Annotated in this window: 19 protein-coding genes; 7 read left to right on the forward strand and 12 right to left on the reverse strand. The window is 47.2% G+C overall.

What is annotated here, in order from left to right:
• Nucleotides 1-477: 477 nt before the first annotated feature.
• Both soxC and HCF10_RS05040 read left to right on the forward strand, forming a co-directional pair.
• On the forward strand, nt 478-1,779 hold the full coding sequence (soxC, locus tag HCF10_RS05035) for a sulfite dehydrogenase (protein WP_167654982.1): 1,302 nt from the start codon (nt 478-480) through the stop codon (nt 1,777-1,779).
• The gene (locus tag HCF10_RS05040; protein ID WP_167654983.1) at nt 1,766-2,332 is read left to right on the forward strand and encodes a c-type cytochrome; all 567 of its coding nucleotides are present in this window, start codon (nt 1,766-1,768) and stop codon (nt 2,330-2,332) included. Before soxC ends, HCF10_RS05040 begins: the two co-directional genes overlap by 14 nt.
• Nucleotides 2,333-2,401: 69 nt before the next feature.
• On the opposite strand, the gene HCF10_RS05045 is transcribed toward HCF10_RS05040, so the two are convergent.
• The 4 genes from HCF10_RS05045 to HCF10_RS05060 all read right to left on the reverse strand — a co-directional run bounded on the left by HCF10_RS05045 (nt 2,402) and on the right by HCF10_RS05060 (nt 6,681).
• A complete protein-coding gene (locus tag HCF10_RS05045; RefSeq protein ID WP_150758406.1) occupies nt 2,402-3,706 on the reverse strand; it encodes an MFS transporter in 1,305 nt (434 codons plus the stop codon).
• A gap of 68 nt (nt 3,707-3,774) precedes the next feature.
• On the reverse strand, nt 3,775-4,980 hold the full coding sequence (locus HCF10_RS05050; protein ID WP_337782109.1) for a mandelate racemase/muconate lactonizing enzyme family protein: 1,206 nt from the start codon (nt 4,978-4,980) through the stop codon (nt 3,775-3,777).
• 414 nt (nt 4,981-5,394) lie between these two features.
• Complete coding sequence (locus HCF10_RS05055) at nt 5,395-6,096, reverse strand: GntR family transcriptional regulator (protein ID WP_167654985.1); 702 nt, start codon at nt 6,094-6,096, stop codon at nt 5,395-5,397.
• A 69-nt stretch (nt 6,097-6,165) separates the two neighbouring features.
• Nucleotides 6,166-6,681: an Lrp/AsnC family transcriptional regulator gene (locus HCF10_RS05060; RefSeq protein WP_237683052.1), complete on the reverse strand. Its 516-nt coding sequence runs from the start codon at nt 6,679-6,681 to the stop codon at nt 6,166-6,168.
• Between the two features lie 117 nt (nt 6,682-6,798).
• Between HCF10_RS05060 and metC the strand changes: the two genes are divergently transcribed.
• The 4 genes from metC to HCF10_RS05080 all read left to right on the forward strand — a co-directional run bounded on the left by metC (nt 6,799) and on the right by HCF10_RS05080 (nt 11,364).
• A complete protein-coding gene (gene metC, locus HCF10_RS05065) occupies nt 6,799-7,989 on the forward strand; it encodes a cystathionine beta-lyase (RefSeq protein WP_167654986.1) in 1,191 nt (396 codons plus the stop codon).
• 187 nt (nt 7,990-8,176) lie between these two features.
• Nucleotides 8,177-9,592, forward strand: coding sequence for an amino acid permease (locus tag HCF10_RS05070; RefSeq protein WP_272954101.1), 1,416 nt, complete (start codon nt 8,177-8,179; stop codon nt 9,590-9,592).
• A 96-nt stretch (nt 9,593-9,688) separates the two neighbouring features.
• Entirely contained in the window at nt 9,689-10,879 is a 1,191-nt protein-coding gene (locus HCF10_RS05075; protein ID WP_167655038.1) for an NAD(P)/FAD-dependent oxidoreductase, read from the forward strand.
• A 35-nt stretch (nt 10,880-10,914) separates the two neighbouring features.
• Nucleotides 10,915-11,364 (forward strand): DUF1641 domain-containing protein, encoded by a 450-nt coding sequence (locus tag HCF10_RS05080; RefSeq protein WP_150758332.1) that lies wholly within the window; start codon nt 10,915-10,917, stop codon nt 11,362-11,364.
• Between the two features lie 185 nt (nt 11,365-11,549).
• On the opposite strand, the gene HCF10_RS05085 is transcribed toward HCF10_RS05080, so the two are convergent.
• Nucleotides 11,550-12,917 (reverse strand): MFS transporter, encoded by a 1,368-nt coding sequence (locus HCF10_RS05085; protein WP_167654987.1) that lies wholly within the window; start codon nt 12,915-12,917, stop codon nt 11,550-11,552.
• Nucleotides 12,918-13,082: 165 nt separating this feature from the next.
• The gene (locus tag HCF10_RS05090) at nt 13,083-14,273 is read right to left on the reverse strand and encodes a mandelate racemase/muconate lactonizing enzyme family protein (RefSeq protein WP_159994942.1); all 1,191 of its coding nucleotides are present in this window, start codon (nt 14,271-14,273) and stop codon (nt 13,083-13,085) included.
• Nucleotides 14,274-14,455: 182 nt separating this feature from the next.
• Between HCF10_RS05090 and HCF10_RS05095 the strand changes: the two genes are divergently transcribed.
• Complete coding sequence (locus tag HCF10_RS05095; RefSeq protein WP_150758335.1) at nt 14,456-15,145, forward strand: GntR family transcriptional regulator; 690 nt, start codon at nt 14,456-14,458, stop codon at nt 15,143-15,145.
• 199 nt (nt 15,146-15,344) lie between these two features.
• Here the strand turns inward: HCF10_RS05095 and HCF10_RS05100 are convergent, their stop codons facing one another.
• The 6 genes from HCF10_RS05100 to HCF10_RS05125 form a co-directional block, all read right to left on the reverse strand.
• A complete protein-coding gene (locus HCF10_RS05100) occupies nt 15,345-15,950 on the reverse strand; it encodes a TetR/AcrR family transcriptional regulator (protein WP_150758336.1) in 606 nt (201 codons plus the stop codon).
• A 312-nt stretch (nt 15,951-16,262) separates the two neighbouring features.
• Nucleotides 16,263-17,606 (reverse strand): short-chain fatty acid transporter, encoded by a 1,344-nt coding sequence (locus HCF10_RS05105; protein WP_159994940.1) that lies wholly within the window; start codon nt 17,604-17,606, stop codon nt 16,263-16,265.
• A gap of 210 nt (nt 17,607-17,816) precedes the next feature.
• Nucleotides 17,817-18,281: a MaoC family dehydratase gene (locus HCF10_RS05110; protein WP_167654988.1), complete on the reverse strand. Its 465-nt coding sequence runs from the start codon at nt 18,279-18,281 to the stop codon at nt 17,817-17,819.
• Between the two features lie 3 nt (nt 18,282-18,284).
• Nucleotides 18,285-19,457: an acetyl-CoA C-acyltransferase gene (locus HCF10_RS05115; RefSeq protein ID WP_167654989.1), complete on the reverse strand. Its 1,173-nt coding sequence runs from the start codon at nt 19,455-19,457 to the stop codon at nt 18,285-18,287.
• A 2-nt stretch (nt 19,458-19,459) separates the two neighbouring features.
• The gene (locus HCF10_RS31920) at nt 19,460-19,975 is read right to left on the reverse strand and encodes a Zn-ribbon domain-containing OB-fold protein (RefSeq protein ID WP_443200899.1); all 516 of its coding nucleotides are present in this window, start codon (nt 19,973-19,975) and stop codon (nt 19,460-19,462) included.
• Nucleotides 19,897-20,988, reverse strand: coding sequence for a thiolase family protein (locus HCF10_RS05125; protein WP_237683053.1), 1,092 nt, complete (start codon nt 20,986-20,988; stop codon nt 19,897-19,899). The genes HCF10_RS31920 and HCF10_RS05125 overlap by 79 nt, the downstream gene beginning before the upstream one ends.
• Nucleotides 20,989-20,997 lie beyond the last annotated feature (9 nt).

The raw sequence follows: 20,997 nt of genomic DNA on the forward strand, positions 1-20,997 counted from the left end.
TCTTGGTGAGCTTCCCGTTGTTACCAAATGAGTCCTCATTTTCGTCTCGCTACCTATTTTTGCTTTAGACATGTCCCTCGCACGTGGCCTTCAGGGGGCGAATGTGACAACGGTTGTTAGCCTACCGACTACACGGTAGTCTATTAATAGACCTGAAAGAACCAGCTCCGAAGTAGAACAGAGTGAGATTGCTTCGCCGCACATAACGCACGCCCAGCAGAAGCAGGAGCGTTAATTAAAATGAACATCGTTGGCTCAACCTTGAACTGCACTCACCCCTTGAGGCGCCGCCTCAGTCATCGAGCCTGCGGTTCTGATTCACCGAACGGCTCGGAAAACGGACTATCCGACACGTGCGGTGCCGTTTGGCAGTCTGACCATTGATTTTTTAGGTCATCACTGGAACACTCAATACCGACCGATCGGTACAATTCAGACGCTGGTCGCTCGGCAAATTTGTTGATCAGGAGAACAAGAATGAACAATGACTCAACAGACGATAAAAATGAGATACCCACTTCATTGGCCCGTAGGGACTTTCTAAGCAGAACAAGCACGATTGTAGGAACAGCGGCCCTCGGCGCAGCTTTTTCACCCCTTGTGCGGGCTGAAGACCCCCCACTGACTACTACGGTTGGCGGCAAGCCGTTAGAGGTACCTACCTGGACAAAATCTTTGGGAGGCCCAACCGCTGTGGCCTACGGTAAACCTTCCAAGTTCGAGACTGGTGCGGTACGCAACATATATCCAGGGCTAAAGGAGCCCATGTCGGCGTATAGCACCTCTCCTCTACAGGATTTAGACGGAATCATCACGCCCAATGGCCTTTTCTATGAGCGCAATCACGCAGGGGTGCCAGAGATCGATCCTGCGAATCACCAGTTGGTCATCCATGGACTGACGAACGAAGCACTTCTCTTCACTGTGGATGAGATAAGACAGTTCCCATCTGTTTCACGCATACACTTCATCGAATGCTCGGGAAACCCCTCATTTTTGCCACCATGGGGTAAAACTGCGGCTGAGGTTGCTGGCTTGGTGAGCTGCGCGGAATGGACTGGCGTGCCCTTGAAAACACTGCTGGAAGAAGCAGGACTCAAGCCTGAGGCGAAATGGGTAATTGCTGAGGGGGCGGATGGGGCAGCCATGACACGCAGCATTCCGATCGAGAAATGCCTAGATGACGTAATGGTGGTGTACAGCCAGAACGGTGAAAGGCTACGACCTGAGCAAGGGTACCCCTTGAGATTATTAGTACCAGGTTATGAAGGCAACACGCACATTAAGTGGTTACGGCGCTTACATGTAACCGATGCTCCTGCTTATAGCCGTGAAGAAACGGCTAAATACACCGACCTCATGGCAGATGGGCGCTCAAGGAAATTCTCATTTGTGATGGAGTGCAAGTCGCTCATCACGTCCCCTTCAGGCACTCATAAGCTCACGCGCAAAGGTCTCCATGAGATGCGGGGCATCGCTTGGAGCGGAAACGGAAAAATCACGCGAGTTGATGTATCCATCGACGGCGGGCGTAACTGGTACGAAGCGAAACTCCAAGAACCTGTACTCAACAAATCTTTGACGGCGTTCCGCGCCCCTTTTGAGTGGTCAGGAGCGGAAATGGTCATCATGAGCCGCGCTATTGATGAGACGGGATACGTTCAACCAAGCCTTGAGCAACTGAAGAAAGTGCGAGGAGAGGTCTCTTTCTATCACAACAATGCTACCCAGCCTTGGCGAATCAACTCCAATGGGGAGGTGACAAATGGCCGGTCATAAATTCATAGCCATGAAATTGGGGGTATTAAGTATTTGCGTCGCGGCCAGTGCGGCTGCTGACCAAAAACATGGCTTGGGACATCCCGTGACAGAGGCACAAATCGCAAGTTGGAATATAGACGTTGCCCCCGATGGTAAGAACCTGCCCTCCGGTCAAGGAACTGTCATAGAGGGAGAGAAGATTTATCAAACAACCTGTCTTGCCTGTCATGGCGTCAACCTCGAGGGGGGAATGGGGCCAGCGCTAATGGGCGGGAAAGGCACCCTTACCTCTCGGAAACCGATGAAAACCGTCGGCAGTTATTGGCCCTACGCGACAACATTATTCGACTACGTCAGGCGTGCTATGCCGTTCCAACAACCTCAATCGTTGAGTAATGATCAGGTGTACTCGGTGGTTGGTTATATTTTGAACAAAAACGAGTTGCTGGAAGTGAACGCCACGGTTAATGCAGACACCCTGACAAAGGTCAAAATGCCAAATAGAGACGCATTCTACGTAGATGATAGACCAGACGTGAAAGTAACCGCCTGCTATAAGGATTGTAAGTAAATAAACTGCACTGGCGGGCAAAAAAATACGTCAGTTTCTACATAGTAGAAGCTGACGTAAATTGAAGGGTCACTGTGCTTTTCTTTGCCTGGACATCAGCAGCATGACGATTGCGCCGGCAAGCGTAAGCAATGACAACGAATACCATGCCAAATCCGTCGAGTGCGTTGTATCCTTGATCCACCCGACAAAATATGGGCTAGCAAAACCTGCAATCTGCCCAACAGAGTTTATAATGGCTACCCCCGCCACGGCAGCGGATGCGCTGAGATAAGAACTCGAGAGCGGCCAGAACATTGGCAGAGCGGTAAACGCACCCATAGTTGCTATTGTAAGACCAAACAAAGCTAACAAAGAAGAGCCTCCGGAGTTGGCGGCTATCATTAATCCAACGGCACTCATGATCATTGGAACAGCCAAGTGCCAGCGACGCTCGTTATTAATGTCAGCCGACTTGCCCATGAAAATCATGAACAGCGTGGCAGCCGCGTAAGGAATGGCAGTTATAACGCCAACCATCAACATACTTCCCCAGTTACCCGCCTTCACAACAGTCGGCAACCAAAAACTAATGGCATATACTCCACCTTGAAAAGAAAAGTAGATCAATCCAAGCAGCCAAACAGTCTTGCTTTTCATGACCTCCTTAAGGCCATCCGACTTAACTTTTGAATTTTTCAATTCATCTTGAGCCAATTCTGAAAGAAGGATGCTTTTCTCATTGGTAGTCAGCCATTTAGCGTCTTCAATTCGATCATCAAGTATGAAGTACACACCAACTCCCAGGAAAATCGTCGGTATACCTTCGATTAAAAAAAGCCATTGCCACGCGGCCAATCCTGCAACTGGGTGTGTGGAGAACACGTCAAGAATCCATCCTGAAAGCGGCCCACCTAATACACCCGACAAAGGAATCGCTGACATAAACAATGCCATCACTCGTCCCCGCACGGAAGCCGGGAACCAGCGAGTGAAATACAGTATAAGGCCCGGGAAAAAACCAGCTTCTGCTGCCCCTGTGAAAAACCTAATTACGTAAAACGATTCTGCCGTTTTAACAAACATTAGACAGGACGATAACGCCCCCCATAGGATCATAATAATAGCGATCCAACGCCTGGCTCCAAATCGCTGTATAGCCAAATTACTCGGCAAGCCAAAACACAAATAACCGATGAAGAAGATACCTGCACCCAGACCGTAAGCAGCCTCACTCATACCTAAAGCGTCTAACATGTGTAGCTTGGCAAAGCCAACATTCACACGATCAAGATAATTAAAAAGATAACATACGAAAATATACGGAATAATCTTTAATATCACCTTTCTATAAAGCACCTTAGTCTTTAAATCTTCAGCCGCCACCACAGGCATGATTGACTCCATATCACCCTCCACACTTGTATTGGGGCGCTGGGCAGCAACCCAGCGCCACTCATTTATTATTTTATAGTAGCGACGAGATACTCATGAACAACATCATCATTCAAGGCTTGCCCAAGACCTGGAAGTTCGGGCACTTTAAAGAAGCCGTTATCAGGTTGGTAGTTGTATTCACAAAGATCAATAATATCTTTTTTTAGTGCAAGTGTATGGTGCTCGTGAATTATAAAATTAGGTATTGCAGTTTCGATATGCAAGGCAGCAGCTGTCGAAATTGGGCCACCACAAACATGTACTTGAACGGTAGCGTGATAAATGTTCGCGTAATCACAGATTTTCTTAGCCTCGGTAATCCCACCTACCAGGCATACATCCGGTTGGATTACAGCTACTGCTTGCTTCTCGAGCAAGTCGCGGTAACCCCAACGTGTGTAGCTTCGCTCACCCGTTGCCACAGGCATATTGACATTATTAGAAACCTTTGCAAACGCATCGGCATTCATTGGATTGGTGGGTTCCTCGTAATAATAAATATTGAGATCCTCCACCGCTCTGGCAAGCTGAATTGCCGAATTGGCACCGAGTAACGAATGAATTTCAAGGATGATGTCCACATCCTTGCCAACAGCGTCCCTTATAGCTTTCAAACGATCGTACGCGCGATCAATATCCTCAGTACGAAGAAGACCGTAATAGCTCTGCTTCGGTTTACTCAGTGCATTATCGTCTTTGGTTTCGCCGTAAAATTGAATAGGGTCGACTTTCAGACAGTCATAACCTTCTGCTACGGCCTTCAACGCAGCTTCGGCATAATCTTTTGGATCAAACAGCGCCGTTTGTTCAGCGCCCCAACCGAACTGAATCTGACTTGCATAAGTCCGTAAATTTTCATTGGTCTTACCACCAATGAGTTCATAAATTGGAGCTCCATATTTTTTGCCTTTGATATCCCACAGGGCGATATCAATAGCACTCATGCCAGCATAGAATACCGGCCCACCGCCCATTCCCCAGAAAGTGCCACGATAAAAATCCTCCCAGATAGATTCAATATTCATGGGATTTTTTCCAATGATACGAGGAGCCAGATCCTTTAAAATCCCAATTGCTGCATTCGAACCAGAGCCATAAGCCAGGCCTGCCTCACCGACCCCTGAGATACCTTCATCAGTATTAATTCTAATCATAATAGGATTAAAATAATTTAATGCTGGGTCTTTCTCACGAACATTGCAGTCAAATATTTCTACACTGGTAATCTTCACAAAATTAGATCTCGGTGAGTACTTGGTTTTTTTTATAAACATGCAATCAATCCATGATTGATTCAGCGCACCCACTCATAAAATCACCATGCAGATTGACATTCAACCCTCGCAATCTCTCAAGTTTCCGAGCCACAGTGAAATTTCACAGCTGATCTGCTTAAGAAACTTGGACGCCAGTCATTGATTACCAGAGTGACTAGCAGAAGGAGTAGCCATCTGTGAAATATCAGAACTCGTAAGCCTCACTGTGAAATTTCACATTTTTTTTCGCGCGATCATCTTATGCGAAGCATGAGATGCTTCACTGACGGCAGAACCGTGCGGAGACAAGCCTAAAATAGCCTGCTCCATGGTTGTCAGCTGGTTCAAAGTAATGCGAATAAATGCAACCGTAACAAAAGTTAATTTACTTTAATTTACGACACCAACACCAGTCGCGCCTGAGGTTAATTGGCAGGGCTTCAAGCAATTTCTGGAAAAAATCTCTTCAAGTCTTTTCAAATGCACAGCGAGAATTCCGCAAGCAGAATCCACATCATCCATCATTAGAAAATCTAAAATTTTTCGGTGATCTTGAAATGAAATCCTCATATCCTCAAGCGTGTAGTACTCCAGAGCCGTCAGATGCCAGAGTACCGTCACCTTTATCGTGATTGCATTGGACGCCATCTTTAAAAATTCATTATCCGCATAAGCAAAGAATAACTCATGAAACTCCGCATCTAGCTTAAGATATTTCTCACAACTACCTTCTAGCAAATGATGCTCCATTCTAGAAATCAGTCTAGACATCTCCAAGCAGAAACGACTTGAGTTATTCGAATACGCCTCGCGAACAGCTTCGCTTTCTATAGTATATCGAGCAAGCGCCATCTTTCTAATATCGTCGATTGTAAAATTAAAGACATACGTCCCTTTCCTAGGCTTTATTATTACAATACCGAGCCTGCTCAGGGCTTGCAGTGCCTGATGTACTGGAGCTGTACTTATGGAAAGTAGCTCTGCCAAATTTGCCTCTGTAATCCGCGAACCTAGCTCAAGTTTGCCACTGACAATCATATTTATTATTTTATGTTCTGCAAGCTGCGCTAAAGACCCAATATTCTTTGACATTCAAATCACGCCCCCAAAAACGGTCGCACAAATATATTCCACACCGATCCAATCAAGCGATCTGAATTTTTAAATCGGCAAGATTGGGCATCGCTTAATTTCCTTCAATGAAAAACCAGTATACATTTCCTTTATATTTCCAAGCCTACGTATTTTATGCATGGCCAGAATATGAAACTCATCCATACTTTTCACTACCACCTGCAAAAGATAATCATACTTCCCGGAAACGTTATGGCAGGCCAGCACGCTAGGTAACTCGTTTATACCTCTCTCAAAATGATCCATCGCTTCCTCCGAATGAGTATCCAAAGTGATACTGATAAAGGCGAACACATCGAGGCCTAAGGCCTTCCTGTTCAAGTGAGCGTGATAACCCTCGATCACCTCATCTTCAAGTCGTTTTAAGCGCTTCCAACTCGCTGGAGCCGATAACGATACTCGCGAAGCAATCTCCGCATTAGTTAAGCGACCATTCAGTTGCACAATTTCCAGGATCAACCGATCCACCTTATCTAGCTCAATCATCATAGCTTTCCAAGAATTATTATGACCAGGGCAGCGTACGGAAGAAAAGCCTTCCATACGAGCCTACCTAGGTAACGATATTAACCAAAATGCGGTATCGGAAGAAATATTGGAAACAAAATTTCTATCAATAATAAATATACTTAACTACCCCCGAGAATTTCCTGAATGCCAATGGAGAAAGCCTTGAAAAACAAACAGTTATCCACATCTGATGCTACCGTGATTGCCCATTCAGGCAGTCATCCCGAGGATCACTTCGGTTTCGTCAATCCTCCAATCTATCGTGGTTCGACAGTCATCTTTCCCACAGTCGACGTCATGCAAAGCGGCGATCAACGCTACCAGTATGGCCGCTGGAATAATCCATCTACCGAAGCACTTTGCGAGGCGATTACCCAGCTTGAAGGTTCAGCGGGCACTGTCTTATGCCCTTCCGGCCTTTCTGCGTGTGTGACTGCAATTTTGTCCGTAGTGGGCTCCGGCGATCATATCCTCGTTCCTGATAGCGTTTATGCGCCGACTCGTCACTTCCTGAATACTGCCGGCAAGCGATTTGGTATCGAAACTACCTACTACGATCCTCAGATTGGAGCCGGTATAGAACGGCTGTTTCAACGCAATACAGAAGCGGTGTTTACAGAGTCCCCGGGCTCTCACACCTTCGAAATCCAGGACATCCCCGCAATCGCCAAGGTTGCTCACGCGCATGGGGCCTTGGTTCTTTTAGATAACACGTGGGCCACTCCTCTATATTTCAAAGCCATCGAGCACGGTGTCGACTTATCGATCATGGCGGCAACAAAATACATCGTGGGACACTCTGATGCCCTAATCGGCACTGTCGCGGCCTCCCCGAAAGCTTGGCAACAGCTTAAGTCCTACCATTTCGAATCCGGCACATACGTTAGCCCTGATGACGCTAATCTTGCCCTGCGTGGTCTTCGAACGCTTCATGTTCGATTGGAGAGACATCATAAAAGTGCGATGAAGATAGCTAACTGGCTCGAGACCCATGAGAACGTTTCTAGAGTCATCTATCCGGGCCTACCGTCACATACGAACCATTCGCTCTGGGAAAGAGATTTCAAAGGCGCGACTGGACTCCTATCTTTTGTTACTAAGAGAGCACCAATAGAGGCCGTCAAATCACTGCTCGGCAATTTGAGCCTGTTTGGCCTGGGTTACTCTTGGGGCGGTTTTGAAAGCCTGGCGATGACTGTTGACCCACGCAAGCTACGTACCACCACTACGTGGAAAGACGACGGACATCTGGTACGACTACATATAGGCCTTGAAGATCCCGATGATCTTATTGCAGACCTAAATATTGGATTTGAACATTTTCGCAAGTCATCAAACTAGGGAATTGTGCTTAAACCTAGCACGCCGGATACAAACAGCTAATTGAAATAAAAAACCCTGATCTTGATTAAAAGACTTAAATATTTAGCTGATGACGACCGTTATCAACCATAAACACTGACTGCCGCAAACAATAATATCGGAGGCAATAGTTAGCCTATTTAGAACAAAAAATTTAGATGAAGCATTGAAGTCAGGATGTACGACTGGTGGATTAAAACGGGTATTAGGGCCCGTTGATTTAGTTTTCATTGGAGTTGGTGCAATCGTTGGTACGGGTATATTCGTACTGACAGGAACTGGCGCTCTTACCGCAGGGCCGGCACTGACGGTCTCATTTATAATTGCGGCACTGGCGTGTGCTTTTGCTGCTCTATGCTACTCCGAGTTTGCTTCAACCATTCCTGTTGCAGGATCAATTTACACATACAGCTACTTTACGCTAGGAGAAATTGTAGCGTGGATGATTGGCTGGGATCTTATACTTGAATATGGCTTGGCAAGCGCAGCCGTGTCAGTCGGTTGGTCAGGCTATTTCCAATCCCTTCTCAGTGGATTTGGATTTAGCTTACCAACAGCCTTAACAGCTGCACCTGGGGCAATACCAGGAGTGACGACGTGGGTCAATCTTCCTGCACTTGTCATAATGGTAGCCATTACCTGGCTCTTATCAATAGGTATTCGTGAATCGCTAAAAATCAACAATGTAATGGTGGGTATAAAGATCGCTGTTATTATTTTATTTATAGTCGTCGGAGCAAGGCATGTAACACCCGAAAATTGGCAACCATTTGCGCCATTTGGCCTTAGTGGAATTCTCAGCGCTGCTGCATTGGTTTTTTTTGCCTTTATTGGATTCGATGCAGTCTCATCCGCTGCCGAGGAGGTTAAAAATCCCGCACGTGACCTTCCAATCGGGATCATCGGCTCCCTGAGTATTTGCGCGATACTATATGTAGCCGTTTCATTGATCATGACTGGTATCGTTCCCTTTGGAAAGTTTCTCGGCGTCGATCACCCTGTTACTCTAGCACTCCAATACGCTGGTGAAACTTGGGTAGCTGGATTCGTTGATTTGGGCGCCATATTGGGTATGACTACTGTAATACTCGTAATGCTATACGGGCAGTCTCGAATCATCTTTGCAATGTCTCGAGATGGCTTGGTGCCTACGCGACTCTCTAAAATTCACCCTAAATATGGTACCCCTTTCGTTACCACATGGACAATTGGAATTATTTTCGGCGTAATTGCTGCGCTTGTACCACTCAACGTTCTTGCAGAGCTTATGAATATAGGCACATTAGCAGCATTCTGTCTCGTCGCATTTGCGGTTATTGTTTTGCGTAAAAAAAGGCCGGAACCACCCCGTGCTTTTAAATGTCCTTTGGTTCCTTTAGTTCCGATCCTGTCTATTATTTTCTGCATAACTTTAATGACATATTTGCAGTGGCACACCTGGGTTGCCTTCGCAATATGGTTGTTAATAGGGGCGTGCATTTATTTCCTCTACTCACGCAAAAATTCGCTTTTGAACGAAATTAAGTGTAACGCATCACTCACCCAAGCAGAAACATCGTTGCCTGAGTCACAGCAGACTTAGTAAGGCATGAATGACTACAGGACAGTGCGCCGACGCGGTGAACTGTCCAATGAAACGCTGAAATTCTCCGCATATTTAATTCAACCAGGTATCGTTATGGCACATCGCATAATTATCGTAGGTGGTGGAATCGGTGGAACTATGACTGCTAACCACATGGTTACAAAGTTATATCCAGAGATCAGATCCGGAAAAGTAGAGATCATTATGATCTCAAATTCACCATGGCATTATTATAAACCTGCGTTCATGTATGTCGCTTTTGATAGCTTTTTCAAAAACGAGCTTCGAAGACCTCAAAGAAGCCTATTAAGACCAGAAATCGACTTTTATGTTGAGGAAGTAGAAGAGTTCCAATATGACCGCAGCAAATTGAAATGCAGGAGTGGAAAATATTTTGAATATGATCAGCTCGTAATTTCTACTGGGTGCATTCCCTGCCCCGAACGCATTGAAGGTTTGAAACAAGGCGGCGATCATTTTTACCAACATGAGCCCGCGCGACTACTGGCAGACAAACTAAAAAAAATTGAAAAAGGACGAATCCTGGTTACCGTAACTTTTCCTAAAACGCCTAATGTCCCCCATCAATGCGGAATAGCTCCCATAGAAACAACTTTAATGCTAGACGACTTACTGCGCAAAAGAGGCGTAAGAGAAAAAATTGAAATCGTGTACACATACCCAACAGTGTCTCAATTATTGAGAAACTGCCTCTTTCTCCAAAAAGACACATGTGAAGTGCTCCCCACTATTTTCGAGCAACGTGGCATTCTTCATAAACGAGCGTTCACGCTAAACGGCGTAGATCATGAAAATAAGATCGCTTATTCAGAAGAGGGAAATAGCGAGGATTTTGATATTCTCATGGCCACGCCACCGATTAGAGCAGTAGAAGCAGTCCGAAACTCAGGCCTCTCTCAAGCAGCTGACGGAGAGGGTTGGCTCCCAACAAACTATCAAACTATGAAGGTGTATGGTCTAGATAACGTGTATGTCCTTGGTGACACCGTAGATTTGCCCGTTAGTAAGGCCGGTGGTTCATGCCACAGTCAATCTCCGGTAGTGGTGAACAACATTGCTTCCGAATTCCGCTTTGGACGTACATGTGATAGTTATGAAGGTAAAGTCGTTGCTATTGCACAAATGGGGCTAGAAGCTGGTATGCCACTTTGGTATGACTATGAAAATGATGTAAAGCCAACCCCACCTACAAAGATTGGTGGTTTGATGCGTAAAGGTTTCAATCGGGGTATTTATTGGGCAGTCGCTAAAGGCCTTATTTAAACGCCGTTGAACCACCTATCATTAAGGTAACAATTATGAATATTAAATCGGAACATAATGCAGATAAGGAACAAGTTTTGGCATCGTCTGCCACTAACGTTTTTTTTGAATTAAGTGAACCCGCGACTGAAGGTCTCAAAGACTTACTATCAAAGCTAGAGCCTCTGCTAGCAGGGGGTCGTCTATCTCGAATAGTTGATATCGCATCGGTTGCAGCTGACGTGGTGGACATGAGCGATGCCTATATGGTTGAAAAGCTAGCAAATGTCTTTGAAGAAGTGACCGCAGCTGCCTGGATGACAGGTAATGCAGCTCGGGTGGCCGGTGATCGCGTTGGTGAATTGAAAGACCCCCCTTCCTTGATGGCATTGCTGCGTATGTCTTCTGAACCTGATGTGCGCCGAGGTATAGCTTTTGCGTTGTCTTTTGCCGGAGCGCTAGGGCGCCAGCTGAATCATGGTATTGCAGATCATTGCGAGGACTGATCCCAACCAAGGTGAAAAGAGTCGGTTGAAATTCAAACTTGCATGATCCATGCACTAAACTCAGAACAGCCTAGCCAGTAAAGCCGCTACTCATGTATTGAAAGCAATCGCCGCCGCTTACAACTGCGGCGACTGCCTTAGCACCCTTTCTAAAATAACTATTATCCTATTTGCTTGTCAGCATCTCAAACAGTAATAGGATTAAGTTTCTTTACCTCTGTATTTCGGCCCTTCAATAAAGAAGCGGGTATCCCCTTGAGTAACACTATAGCCCCTACAATCAACACTCCGGCGAATATGTAGAGCCCATAATCAATAGATCCCGTAGACGTTTTGATCCAGCCAATAAGAGCGGGACTGGTAAAACCTCCGAGCAGCCCTATTGAATTGATAGCAGCGATGCCTCCCGCTGCTGCAGAACCGGACATATAAGACGTAGGAATTGTCCAGAAAACCGGCATCGTTGTAAGAATACAGGTCGCTGCCAGCGTTAGAGCAAGCATTGAAACTATTAAGCTCTCACCGAATAAACCAGTAACCAGAAGGCCGATGCATCCACCGAGCATACAAAGTGCGACATGCCAGCGTCGTTCCTGCTTCTTATCAGAGTGCTTACTAATTAAAATCATGCCACAGACACCTACTAAATAAGGGATAGCTGTTAGCATTCCAATTTCTACAGAGTCGGATACGCCATGCTCGCGTATTAAAGTAGGAAGCCAGAAGCTAATAACATATAGACTGGCTGATATTGAAAAATAAACAGCTCCCAAGATGTATAGACGGGGATCGCTCAAGGCCTGCTTGAAGTGATGCGTCTTTTGACCATCGGCAGAATTTTCTTCCTCTAAGGCATGAATGACGGCGTATTTCTCTTTCTCTGAAAGCCATTTAGCTTCACTAGGACGGTTAGCGAGTGCAAAATAGACAGCCAGACCTAGTAGTACCGTTGGAATGGCCTCTACCACAAACATCCATTGCCAACCTTTCCAGCCATAAACGCCATCCATATTTGACAACAACCAGCCGGAAATTGGCCCGCCGATGATCCCCGCTACAGCGATCGCTGACATAAACATCGCGATAATCCGTCCGCGCATAGCTGCCGGGTACCAAAAAGTCAAATAGAGTACGATTCCTGGAAAGAAACCAGCCTCAAATGCGCCGAGTAGAAACCTGGCAATGTAGAACTGCATCGGGGTTTGAATGAATGCAAAACTTCCTGATATCAGCCCCCAAACTATCATGATACGCATCAGAGTCAATCGTGCACCGACCTTCTCTAATATTAGATTACTCGGAACCTCGAATAGAAAGTAGCCAACAAAAAACATTCCCGCACCAAGCCCATATACCGCTTCGGAAAACCCGAGATCTTGCTTGATATGCAATGCTGCAAAGCCAATATTTACCCGATCCAAATAAGCAAAAACATAGCATATGAACAGAAATGGAATTAATCTCAGTGTGATTTTCTTGTAGATTCTTCGCTTCTCATATTCATTTTCACGAATATTCACAGTTTGGCAGTCTTTAAAATCGCCCTTATTCATTACCTTTCTCCTGCGCAGGATCAGTTAGAAGAAAGGAGGAGCCTTCACTCAATGCAGCAAAAACTTTTTTTAACGCATTACCTTGAGAGGTTGTCATTTTTATTCTCCCGTCGATTAAAGAATCGGGAGGGACTCCCCCCCGCTCCTCAAGTGAAATATAGAAATTTACAAACCTAAGTAACCCTTAAATACACGTGGTGGGTGATTTTTCATTTTCTCCTCAATCGGATCGCATCCCCAACCGGGCGTATCAGGGACGACAATCGAACCATTTTTGATTTCAGGAACATAGGTAAATAGATCTTTATCCCAAGCTAGCCGGTCAATATCATGTTCCATGATACGAAGGTTTGGTACTGCGGCGGCAAAATGGATGTTCATCATTGTTGCTTGGTGACTGTAGAAATTGTGAGGTGCCACGTTCACATCAAAGGCGTCTGCAACATTAGCAATCTTCATAGACTGCCAAACTCCGTTCCAGACAGCATCGATGATCGCAACGTCCACAGACTGACTCTGGAGATAAGGCAGATACTGGCGAACTCCGAAAAGAGTTTCACATGCTGCGATCGGTGAGTGGCTACGTTCTCGAATATATGCAAGTGCTTGTGGATTGTAGCTATCAAGCTCTATCCAGAGAAAATCATAGTCACGTAGCTCTTGAATGATTTTAACAAAACCCTCAGTTTTGAAGTTGAAATTCAAATCAATCATCAGTTCAGTATCGGGGCCTGCGCCTTCTTTCAGAGCATCCAGATGAGCGCGCACACTTCTTACAAGTTTCTTGTCCACATTTAGTGAGGGATCGTAGGGCGCCGCGAAACCAGGCATCCATTGGCGCATACCTGCTTCGTCATTCAAAAAAAGGTTCGTTTTCACAGCAGGAACACCGAGCTCACGCGCATCCTGCCCCGCCCGTTTCACGCCTTCTAGATCAGTAATCACCGGACTGTAGAATTTCGGATGGTTGATTCGCCATGTAGCACAGTGTGACCAGTAAACCGGGATGGTGTCCCGGTGCTTGCCGCCAAGGATTTCGTGGCAAGGAACACCTAGCGCTTTCCCCTTGATGTCCAGCAAGGCATTTTCGATCGCGCCTAATGCCTCTGCACTTAGGCCGTGCGGTGCTGGTCGCAGGGTGGCAGCTATCGGCCCAATAACTGATTCGTGACCATTCACTGGCTTACCGATTAGGCGCGGTGCAATTTTCTCAATCACGGCTGTCAGCCCGGAAGGCCCGAAAGCCTCATCGTACTCGGCCCAGCCAACGATGCCATTGTCAGTCACGATCTTCAGGTAGTGGTAATTCCGCCATCCTGCATCGCATGCGATCGTTTCAACGTGCTCAATACGCATTTTTCTCTCCACTCTGTTAATTGTCTTAGATTAATTGTTAACAATCGACAATGGCGAATCTATCCCCATTGCTCCAACCGGTCAACAGCCAATCATCAGCGGTTCGCTGCCTACCCTTCTGGAGTTCCTCTGTCTGATTGTTAACTGTTGACAGTGGATTTTTACCGCTTCAGTATGTGGGCATGACCCAGAAAAACCTCCTATCTATAGCGGGCGAGAATATCGACCGCCGCAGCCTAGACCGTAAGGCTGCGGACTGCATCCGCGACGCGATCATATCCGGCCAGCTTGCCCTAGGCTCTCGACTCACTGAGATTGGGCTTGCAGCTCAAGTCGGGCTGTCGAGATCAACTGTTCGGGCAGCATTGCAGCGCCTATCAGGCGAAGGGCTTGTGGTGCAGCACGCCTATACAGGCTGGGAGGTTTTTTCCCTCTCATCGGATGATGCAAGAGAGCTGTACACGTTACGCAGTTGCCTGGAGGGACTAGCGGCTCGACTAGCTGCGGAGAACATTGATAGCGAAGGCAAGAAAGCGCTAACCGCAGCGTTGAAGACGCTTAAGCTTGCCACGCAACGGAATGATTGGAGGGCAATTGCTGAGGCAGATCTGGCTGTACACAAGACTATTGTCAGCATCGCAAATCACAGAAGGCTCTTACAGCAGTACGCTCTGATCATCGATACCGTACTTCTCTACATCCTCAGTACCAATCGTATGGTCGGAAGCGCTGCGTCGATCTACCCGGAACATAAAGCGCTCGTAGATGCCATTATCAGTGGCGACGCGGCACTCTCGGAGCAGCTGGCTTCAGAGCATGTGACAGTTCACGGACAACGTCTCACAGAATCCCTACGAGACACAGGCCATTGATAGCTCGCGCCATTTCCCGCCCATTGAATGGTAATTGGCGGGCCTGTACCTGATTTGCAAGTGGACTTGAATCTAGCGCTTGGCACGAGCCAAGACGCTTTGGTCATCAGGATCGCAGTTTTTTTTCACTGCGCGATGGGGTCGGGCTCCGGCGGAATGTCATACGGGCGTCTTATCGGCAACGCCCTTCGGCTTATTGCTACTGATACTTCAAACCAGGAAGCAGCATCTGGCAGAAAAAATCTGATATCGCTTCTGGCGTACGCGGGCCACCAGGCTTTATCCAAAGGTAGCTGTAGTGGTGGATACCAAGGATCCCTTTTACAGCTAAAGAATCCGCAGTACCGAATACACCTTCCTGAACGCCAGACTTCAATATCGCTGACCATATCTGCTCATATCGGCGATGAAGGTCAAGCAACTCCATTTGGCGCTCACCAGTAACCGAATGAACTTCACGGAAGCATACGGTCATTTCAGCCAGGTGATTGACAATCGCTTGCATGACTATCGAAGAGAAGCGCCTAAATTTCTCCTCTGCTGGGAGGTCAGTTTCGCTCAACGGAACACCTGCCGCGATCAACACCCTTAGGTAGCGGCTCGTGATTTCGAACAGTAGCTCTTCTTTACTCCCTATATGATGGTACAGCGCGCCTCGACCTAAACCAGTCGCTTTTTCAAGCTCAGCCATTCCAGTCGCATGGTAGCCACGAGTAGAAAACAGCTCGGCCGCTATACGCAGAATGCGCTCTTTCGTGCCACTTTCGACGACGGATGATTTTTCAGCAATTTTAGCCTCTGCCATGCAAATTTCCTTCTGCTAACAATTTCCTCGTCAGAGCCTGGCCTGCCGAGATCTGTCAAACGAGTCTTCCCGGCCGACTGATGAAATTCAGCACGATCAGCACCTCGACCGGTCGGTACACTTGTTATACCACAGGCAGGGTGCCTTGAGATCACTCAGCGTCAACGACGAAAAATCCTATAACGCCGCGGGGCAATTGCAGAAGATTTTGCACAACTGTAGAAACACCCCTTCTTGCAGCCTTTGGTGCCCGTCGTCCTGGAAGGCGCACATTGAGGTCTATTCGGCTCAATGCACGCCATTCTCTAATGATCAATGTGACATATAAGACCAGATCAAAACTGATGAGATGTAAATAGCTCCCACCCACAACATAATCACCACTGTGTAGCCCATGATATCCTTAAGTTTCAAGCGAGACATGGCGAGAGCAGGCAATATCCAGAAGGGTTGGATTAAATCGTTCCATGCATTACCCAACATAACCGACATGGCTGTTTGAGCTTGCGAGGTGCTCAGTTCCCGAGCAGCCTCGACCATGAATGGCCCTTGGATCGCCCAGTGCCCACCCGCTGAAGGTGCGAAGAAATTAATGATAAATGAGCTTATAACCCCCCAAAAAGGTAAGCTCTGGGTTGTAGAAATGCTTATGAATGCTGCAGAAATGGTATCGACTAATCCTGACGCGTGCATCATTGCAATGATTCCCGCATAAAACGGAAATTGCAAAATAATCCCAGATACAGTTTTCACCCCTTCATTCAGCTTACTCATATACTCTGCGGGAGTCCTGAGAAGCAATACCCCAAGGAACAAAAGTAAAAAATTGATTTTATTTAAATCGAAACTTCCGCCCTTGTACACAAACATGACCAAATAGGCGATGCCGAGAGCACCAATTACATAGCTTAGAATTTTGCTATTATTCAATCGTGTTGCAAAGGTATTTTCCGCAAGAAGGTGATGAGTTTCAGATTTGTGGGTTTTATCCTCAAAACATGCCGGATCAATCTCTACGATATCATCGGGGTTTTTCGGATGTAACCAAGCGTTTAGGATAGGCATGGTAATTAGAACAATCAATGCAGTGAGCATCATTGGTAACGAAAAAATTGTTTCACTCAAGCTTATAACACCCATCTGCTCCTGCAGTTGATGCCCTTTTGTTGAAATTAGAACCGGGATAGTCGCGGAAAACCCAAATCCATACAACGTAAATCCACTATAGGCTGCCGCGATTATGAGAGGATAATGTACTCCTTTAATACTCATTGCCAGCTTTCGTGCTACAAGTCCTCCGATTACAAGTCCAAAACCCCAGTTGAGGTAGCAACCAACGCCGCCCACAACCGTTGCAACCACCACCGCAGCGCGAGGTGACTTAATACGGCTGACCAGTTTATCTAGCATTCGATCTACAAATGGAGCCGTAGCAACTACGTATCCCATTACAAGAATTACTGCCATTTGAGTCGTGAATGCCAAAAGACTCCAGAACCCCTCCCCCCAACTTTCTAAAATATGGATCGGCGCCAGGCCTTCAACCACATAAGAAAGTAGCATTGTTAATAGGGTGAGGCCGATTGCAAAGACAAACGGGTCTGGAAGGAAACGACGCATAAGCTCGGTGAAAAATGAAACAATACTATTTAGCATGGAGGCACCTTTTTATTGTTGTGAGCTGGGTAGTCCAAAAAGCTAATAATTTATCTGCAACACTACAACTACTAAAACGAAGTATCGCAAAAACTAAATCCGTTGCAGCCTCCTACATCAACGAAAAAAACTCTCACGCTCGCAACTATGAATTGCGCGTCAATATCGCAAGCGCGAGAACTTTAATTAACCAATTGTCAAATTCAATAGCTACTCAACTGGTGTTAGCGAAGCAGTGTAAGTCACAGCCTTACCTTCAAGGCAGACCTCTCCGTGTTGATTCTTGACAACTGTTTCTAAAGTGCAGATGGGTTTATCCTCACGGAGCTCTAGAACTTTCACGCACGCTGTGATCGTGTCGCCGACATAGGTAGCCTTGATAAACTTCCATTCAACGCTCAAAAACACCGTACCTGGCCCAGGAAGCTCCTCCGCTACTACCGCATTCAACATCCCGCTGGTAACACCACCTTGCACAATAAGTCCGCCGAAGCGCGAGGACTCTGCGGCCTTCTTATCGGTATGAAGTGGGTTGCGGTCGCCTGTCATAGCGCTAAAGAGCTCAATATCAGCGAGTGTTACATTTTTGCTTCTCTCTGCTGTGGAGCCTACCGACGGCATACCGAATCGAGTATCAACCCAGCCATTAGGTTGTTTTTTGTTGTTCTCGCTCATTCTTTAAATCCTCTCAATGATGACTGCAAAACCTTGTCCACCACCACCACACATTGATGCAACCCCATAACGGGCGTTGCGCCTTTGCAACTCTTTGGCTAATGTCAGTAACAACCGAAAACCTGTTCCACCCAACGGGTGACCGATTGCGATGGCACCGCCATTAACATTGGTTATATCTAAGGGAACTTTTAGATGTGTACAGGTTGTCGCGACTACTGCGGCAAACGCTTCATTAATCTCAAACAGGTCGATGTCTGAAACTTTCAGCCCAGCTTTTTTTAGAGCAAGCTCTATGGCATAAGCTGGCTTGAGATGGAGGGATGTATCCGGGCCTGCCACCTCGGCAAAGGAGATTATTTTTGCCAGTGGTGCTCTGCCAATTTCCTTGGCGAATGCCAAAGATGTCACTGCTCCAATTGATGCACCATCGGACATTTGCGATGCATTGCCGGCTGTGATCGTGCCAAATTCGTTGAATGCTGGTAACAGTTTAGAAACTTTATCCAGGCTGCTCTCACCTCTTACGCCTTCATCGCTGCTAAACGCCTCATTTTTCAACTGTACAGAGATGACTTCAGTACCAAACAATCCCTGTTGATAGGCCTGCGCAGCTAGCTGATGTGAACGTACAGCAATTTCGTCCTGCGCTTCCCTCGATACTCGTAACTCCCGATTAGCACGCTCTGAGATCTCTCCCACACCTTCATTGGAAATAGAACACCACAAGCCATCGCGTATCATGACATCGATCATTTCCAGGGAGCCTGGTCTGACAATCCCAGTGCGCATAAGAGCGGCATGCGGGGCGCGACTCATCGAATCTCCGCCTCCGACGATGTAGGCACGCCCTTCCCCGAGATGGATTCGTCTCGTCGCATCCGCAACCGTGGACAATCCAGCGAGGCACACGCTGTTAAAAGTTGCAGCCGGTATGGTCAGCGGCAGGCCAGCATCGCTTGCAGCGAGCCTTGCAGGGTTTTGCCCTTGAGTGGCTTGGAGTACTTGTCCAAGTAGGACGCCATCGGATTGCATTAACTCAGGCACTTTCGCAAGCAGTGCTTTAATCACAATCGCGTTTAGGTCTCGCGCGCTATAGCCGGAAAGGGCTCCTTTATATTTGCCAAATGGAGTTCTCAGGCCATCCAAAAGCACAGGGGTTGTATGATCACTCATGGTTATACTCCAGACCCAAACGGGTTAGATAAGTAGAACTTTGGGTAGGTGTAATTTCCTTCTTTTACCCAAGCCACTTCAACTGCCGAACCGATTTTTAGCTCACTCTGAACGAACTCTCCCACTAGATTCGTCAACAATCGCGGGCCCTCGTCCAAATCAACAAGAGCAACCGTATAAGGCACCTCCGATTGGAAGGCCTTATGCCCAGGTCTGCGCACAATCGTGAATGACGCAAGAACACCTTTCCCGCGTGAACTAATCCATTCAAGACTATTCTCCCAACATACAGGGCAGCGATTTCTGGGGTAGAAGACCGAAGTACCACATGCTTGGCACTTCTGAATTACCAGTTCCTGCTGTCGCGCTCGCTCCCAAAAATACTGAGAAATTGAAGTGGGAATCGGTTCAGGCTTATTTATGGATCTTAAGACGGTACTCATGAATGATCTCCACGCCTCAAAATGAGAGCTGTTGCTTCGCTCATGGTTGCCCCATTTCCAGTAACCAGAGCCCATTCGGCGTTCTTCACTTGTCTTCCATCCACGTCTTGCCGCAACTGCCTTACAGCCTCAACGATATGCGACATGCCTCCCGCTAGATCCGCTTGACCACACGACAACTGTCCGCCGTGAGTATTAAGTGGAAAATTCCCTTCCCATGTGAGGTCGTTTTCGGCCAACCATGATCCTCCATGCCCTTTCTTACAGAACCCGGCATCTTCAGCGGTAATCGCCAACATGATGCTGTAGCAGTCATAGAACGAGAGGACATCTATCTGTTTCGGGCCGACTCCCGCTTGGCTATACGCTTGCTCTATCGCGCTCTTCAACGGGCTCATTGTGAGGTCTGGTGCAAATGCAATAGCACGATGCGTTACTTTTTCTCCGGCTCCCGCGAGAAAGACTGGGGGATGAGTCATCTCGCGAGCTCGAGCCGCACTGGTTACGATAAAGGCCGCACCACCACCACAAGGCATGACCACCTCAAGAAGATGCAAGGGATCAGCCACCAGCGGAGACGCGAGTACCTCTTCCACAGTCAATGGCACACCATGAAAAATGGCCTGGGGATTCAGCTGTGCATTGTGCCGCTGATCTACAACTGCCTTAGCTAATTGACGAGAGGTGGTTCCGAATTGCTGCATATGTCGCTGTGCAATCAACGCGTAGGCAACGTTTGCTCCAGAAGCCCCATAAGGCACGTCCATTTCACGAATCGGGTTTCGATTTGGAGAGCGCAATGCGGTCTCCAAGGTATTCGCAAGAACGCAGAGCACCGTATGACACATACCGGATGCAATGGCAGCGGCAGCTCGCCACACCATGCCCGCAGCGGATGCGCCGCCAAGATCCACCACACCGGCCATAGCAGGCTTCAAACCCAAATACTCAGCCACTGTCGCTGGAATATGTTGGGGGGTCTCTCCTACTTGAGGCCCAACGAGAAGACCATCAATGTCCTGTGGGCGCAGTCCAGCGTCTCGTACAGCGAGTGCGGCAACGTCGAAAATCATTCCGAGCGTGGTCAACCCCTCCGT

This window comes from Pseudomonas sp. B14(2022) (genome assembly GCF_012030485.1).
Lineage (GTDB): Bacteria > Pseudomonadota > Gammaproteobacteria > Pseudomonadales > Pseudomonadaceae > Aquipseudomonas.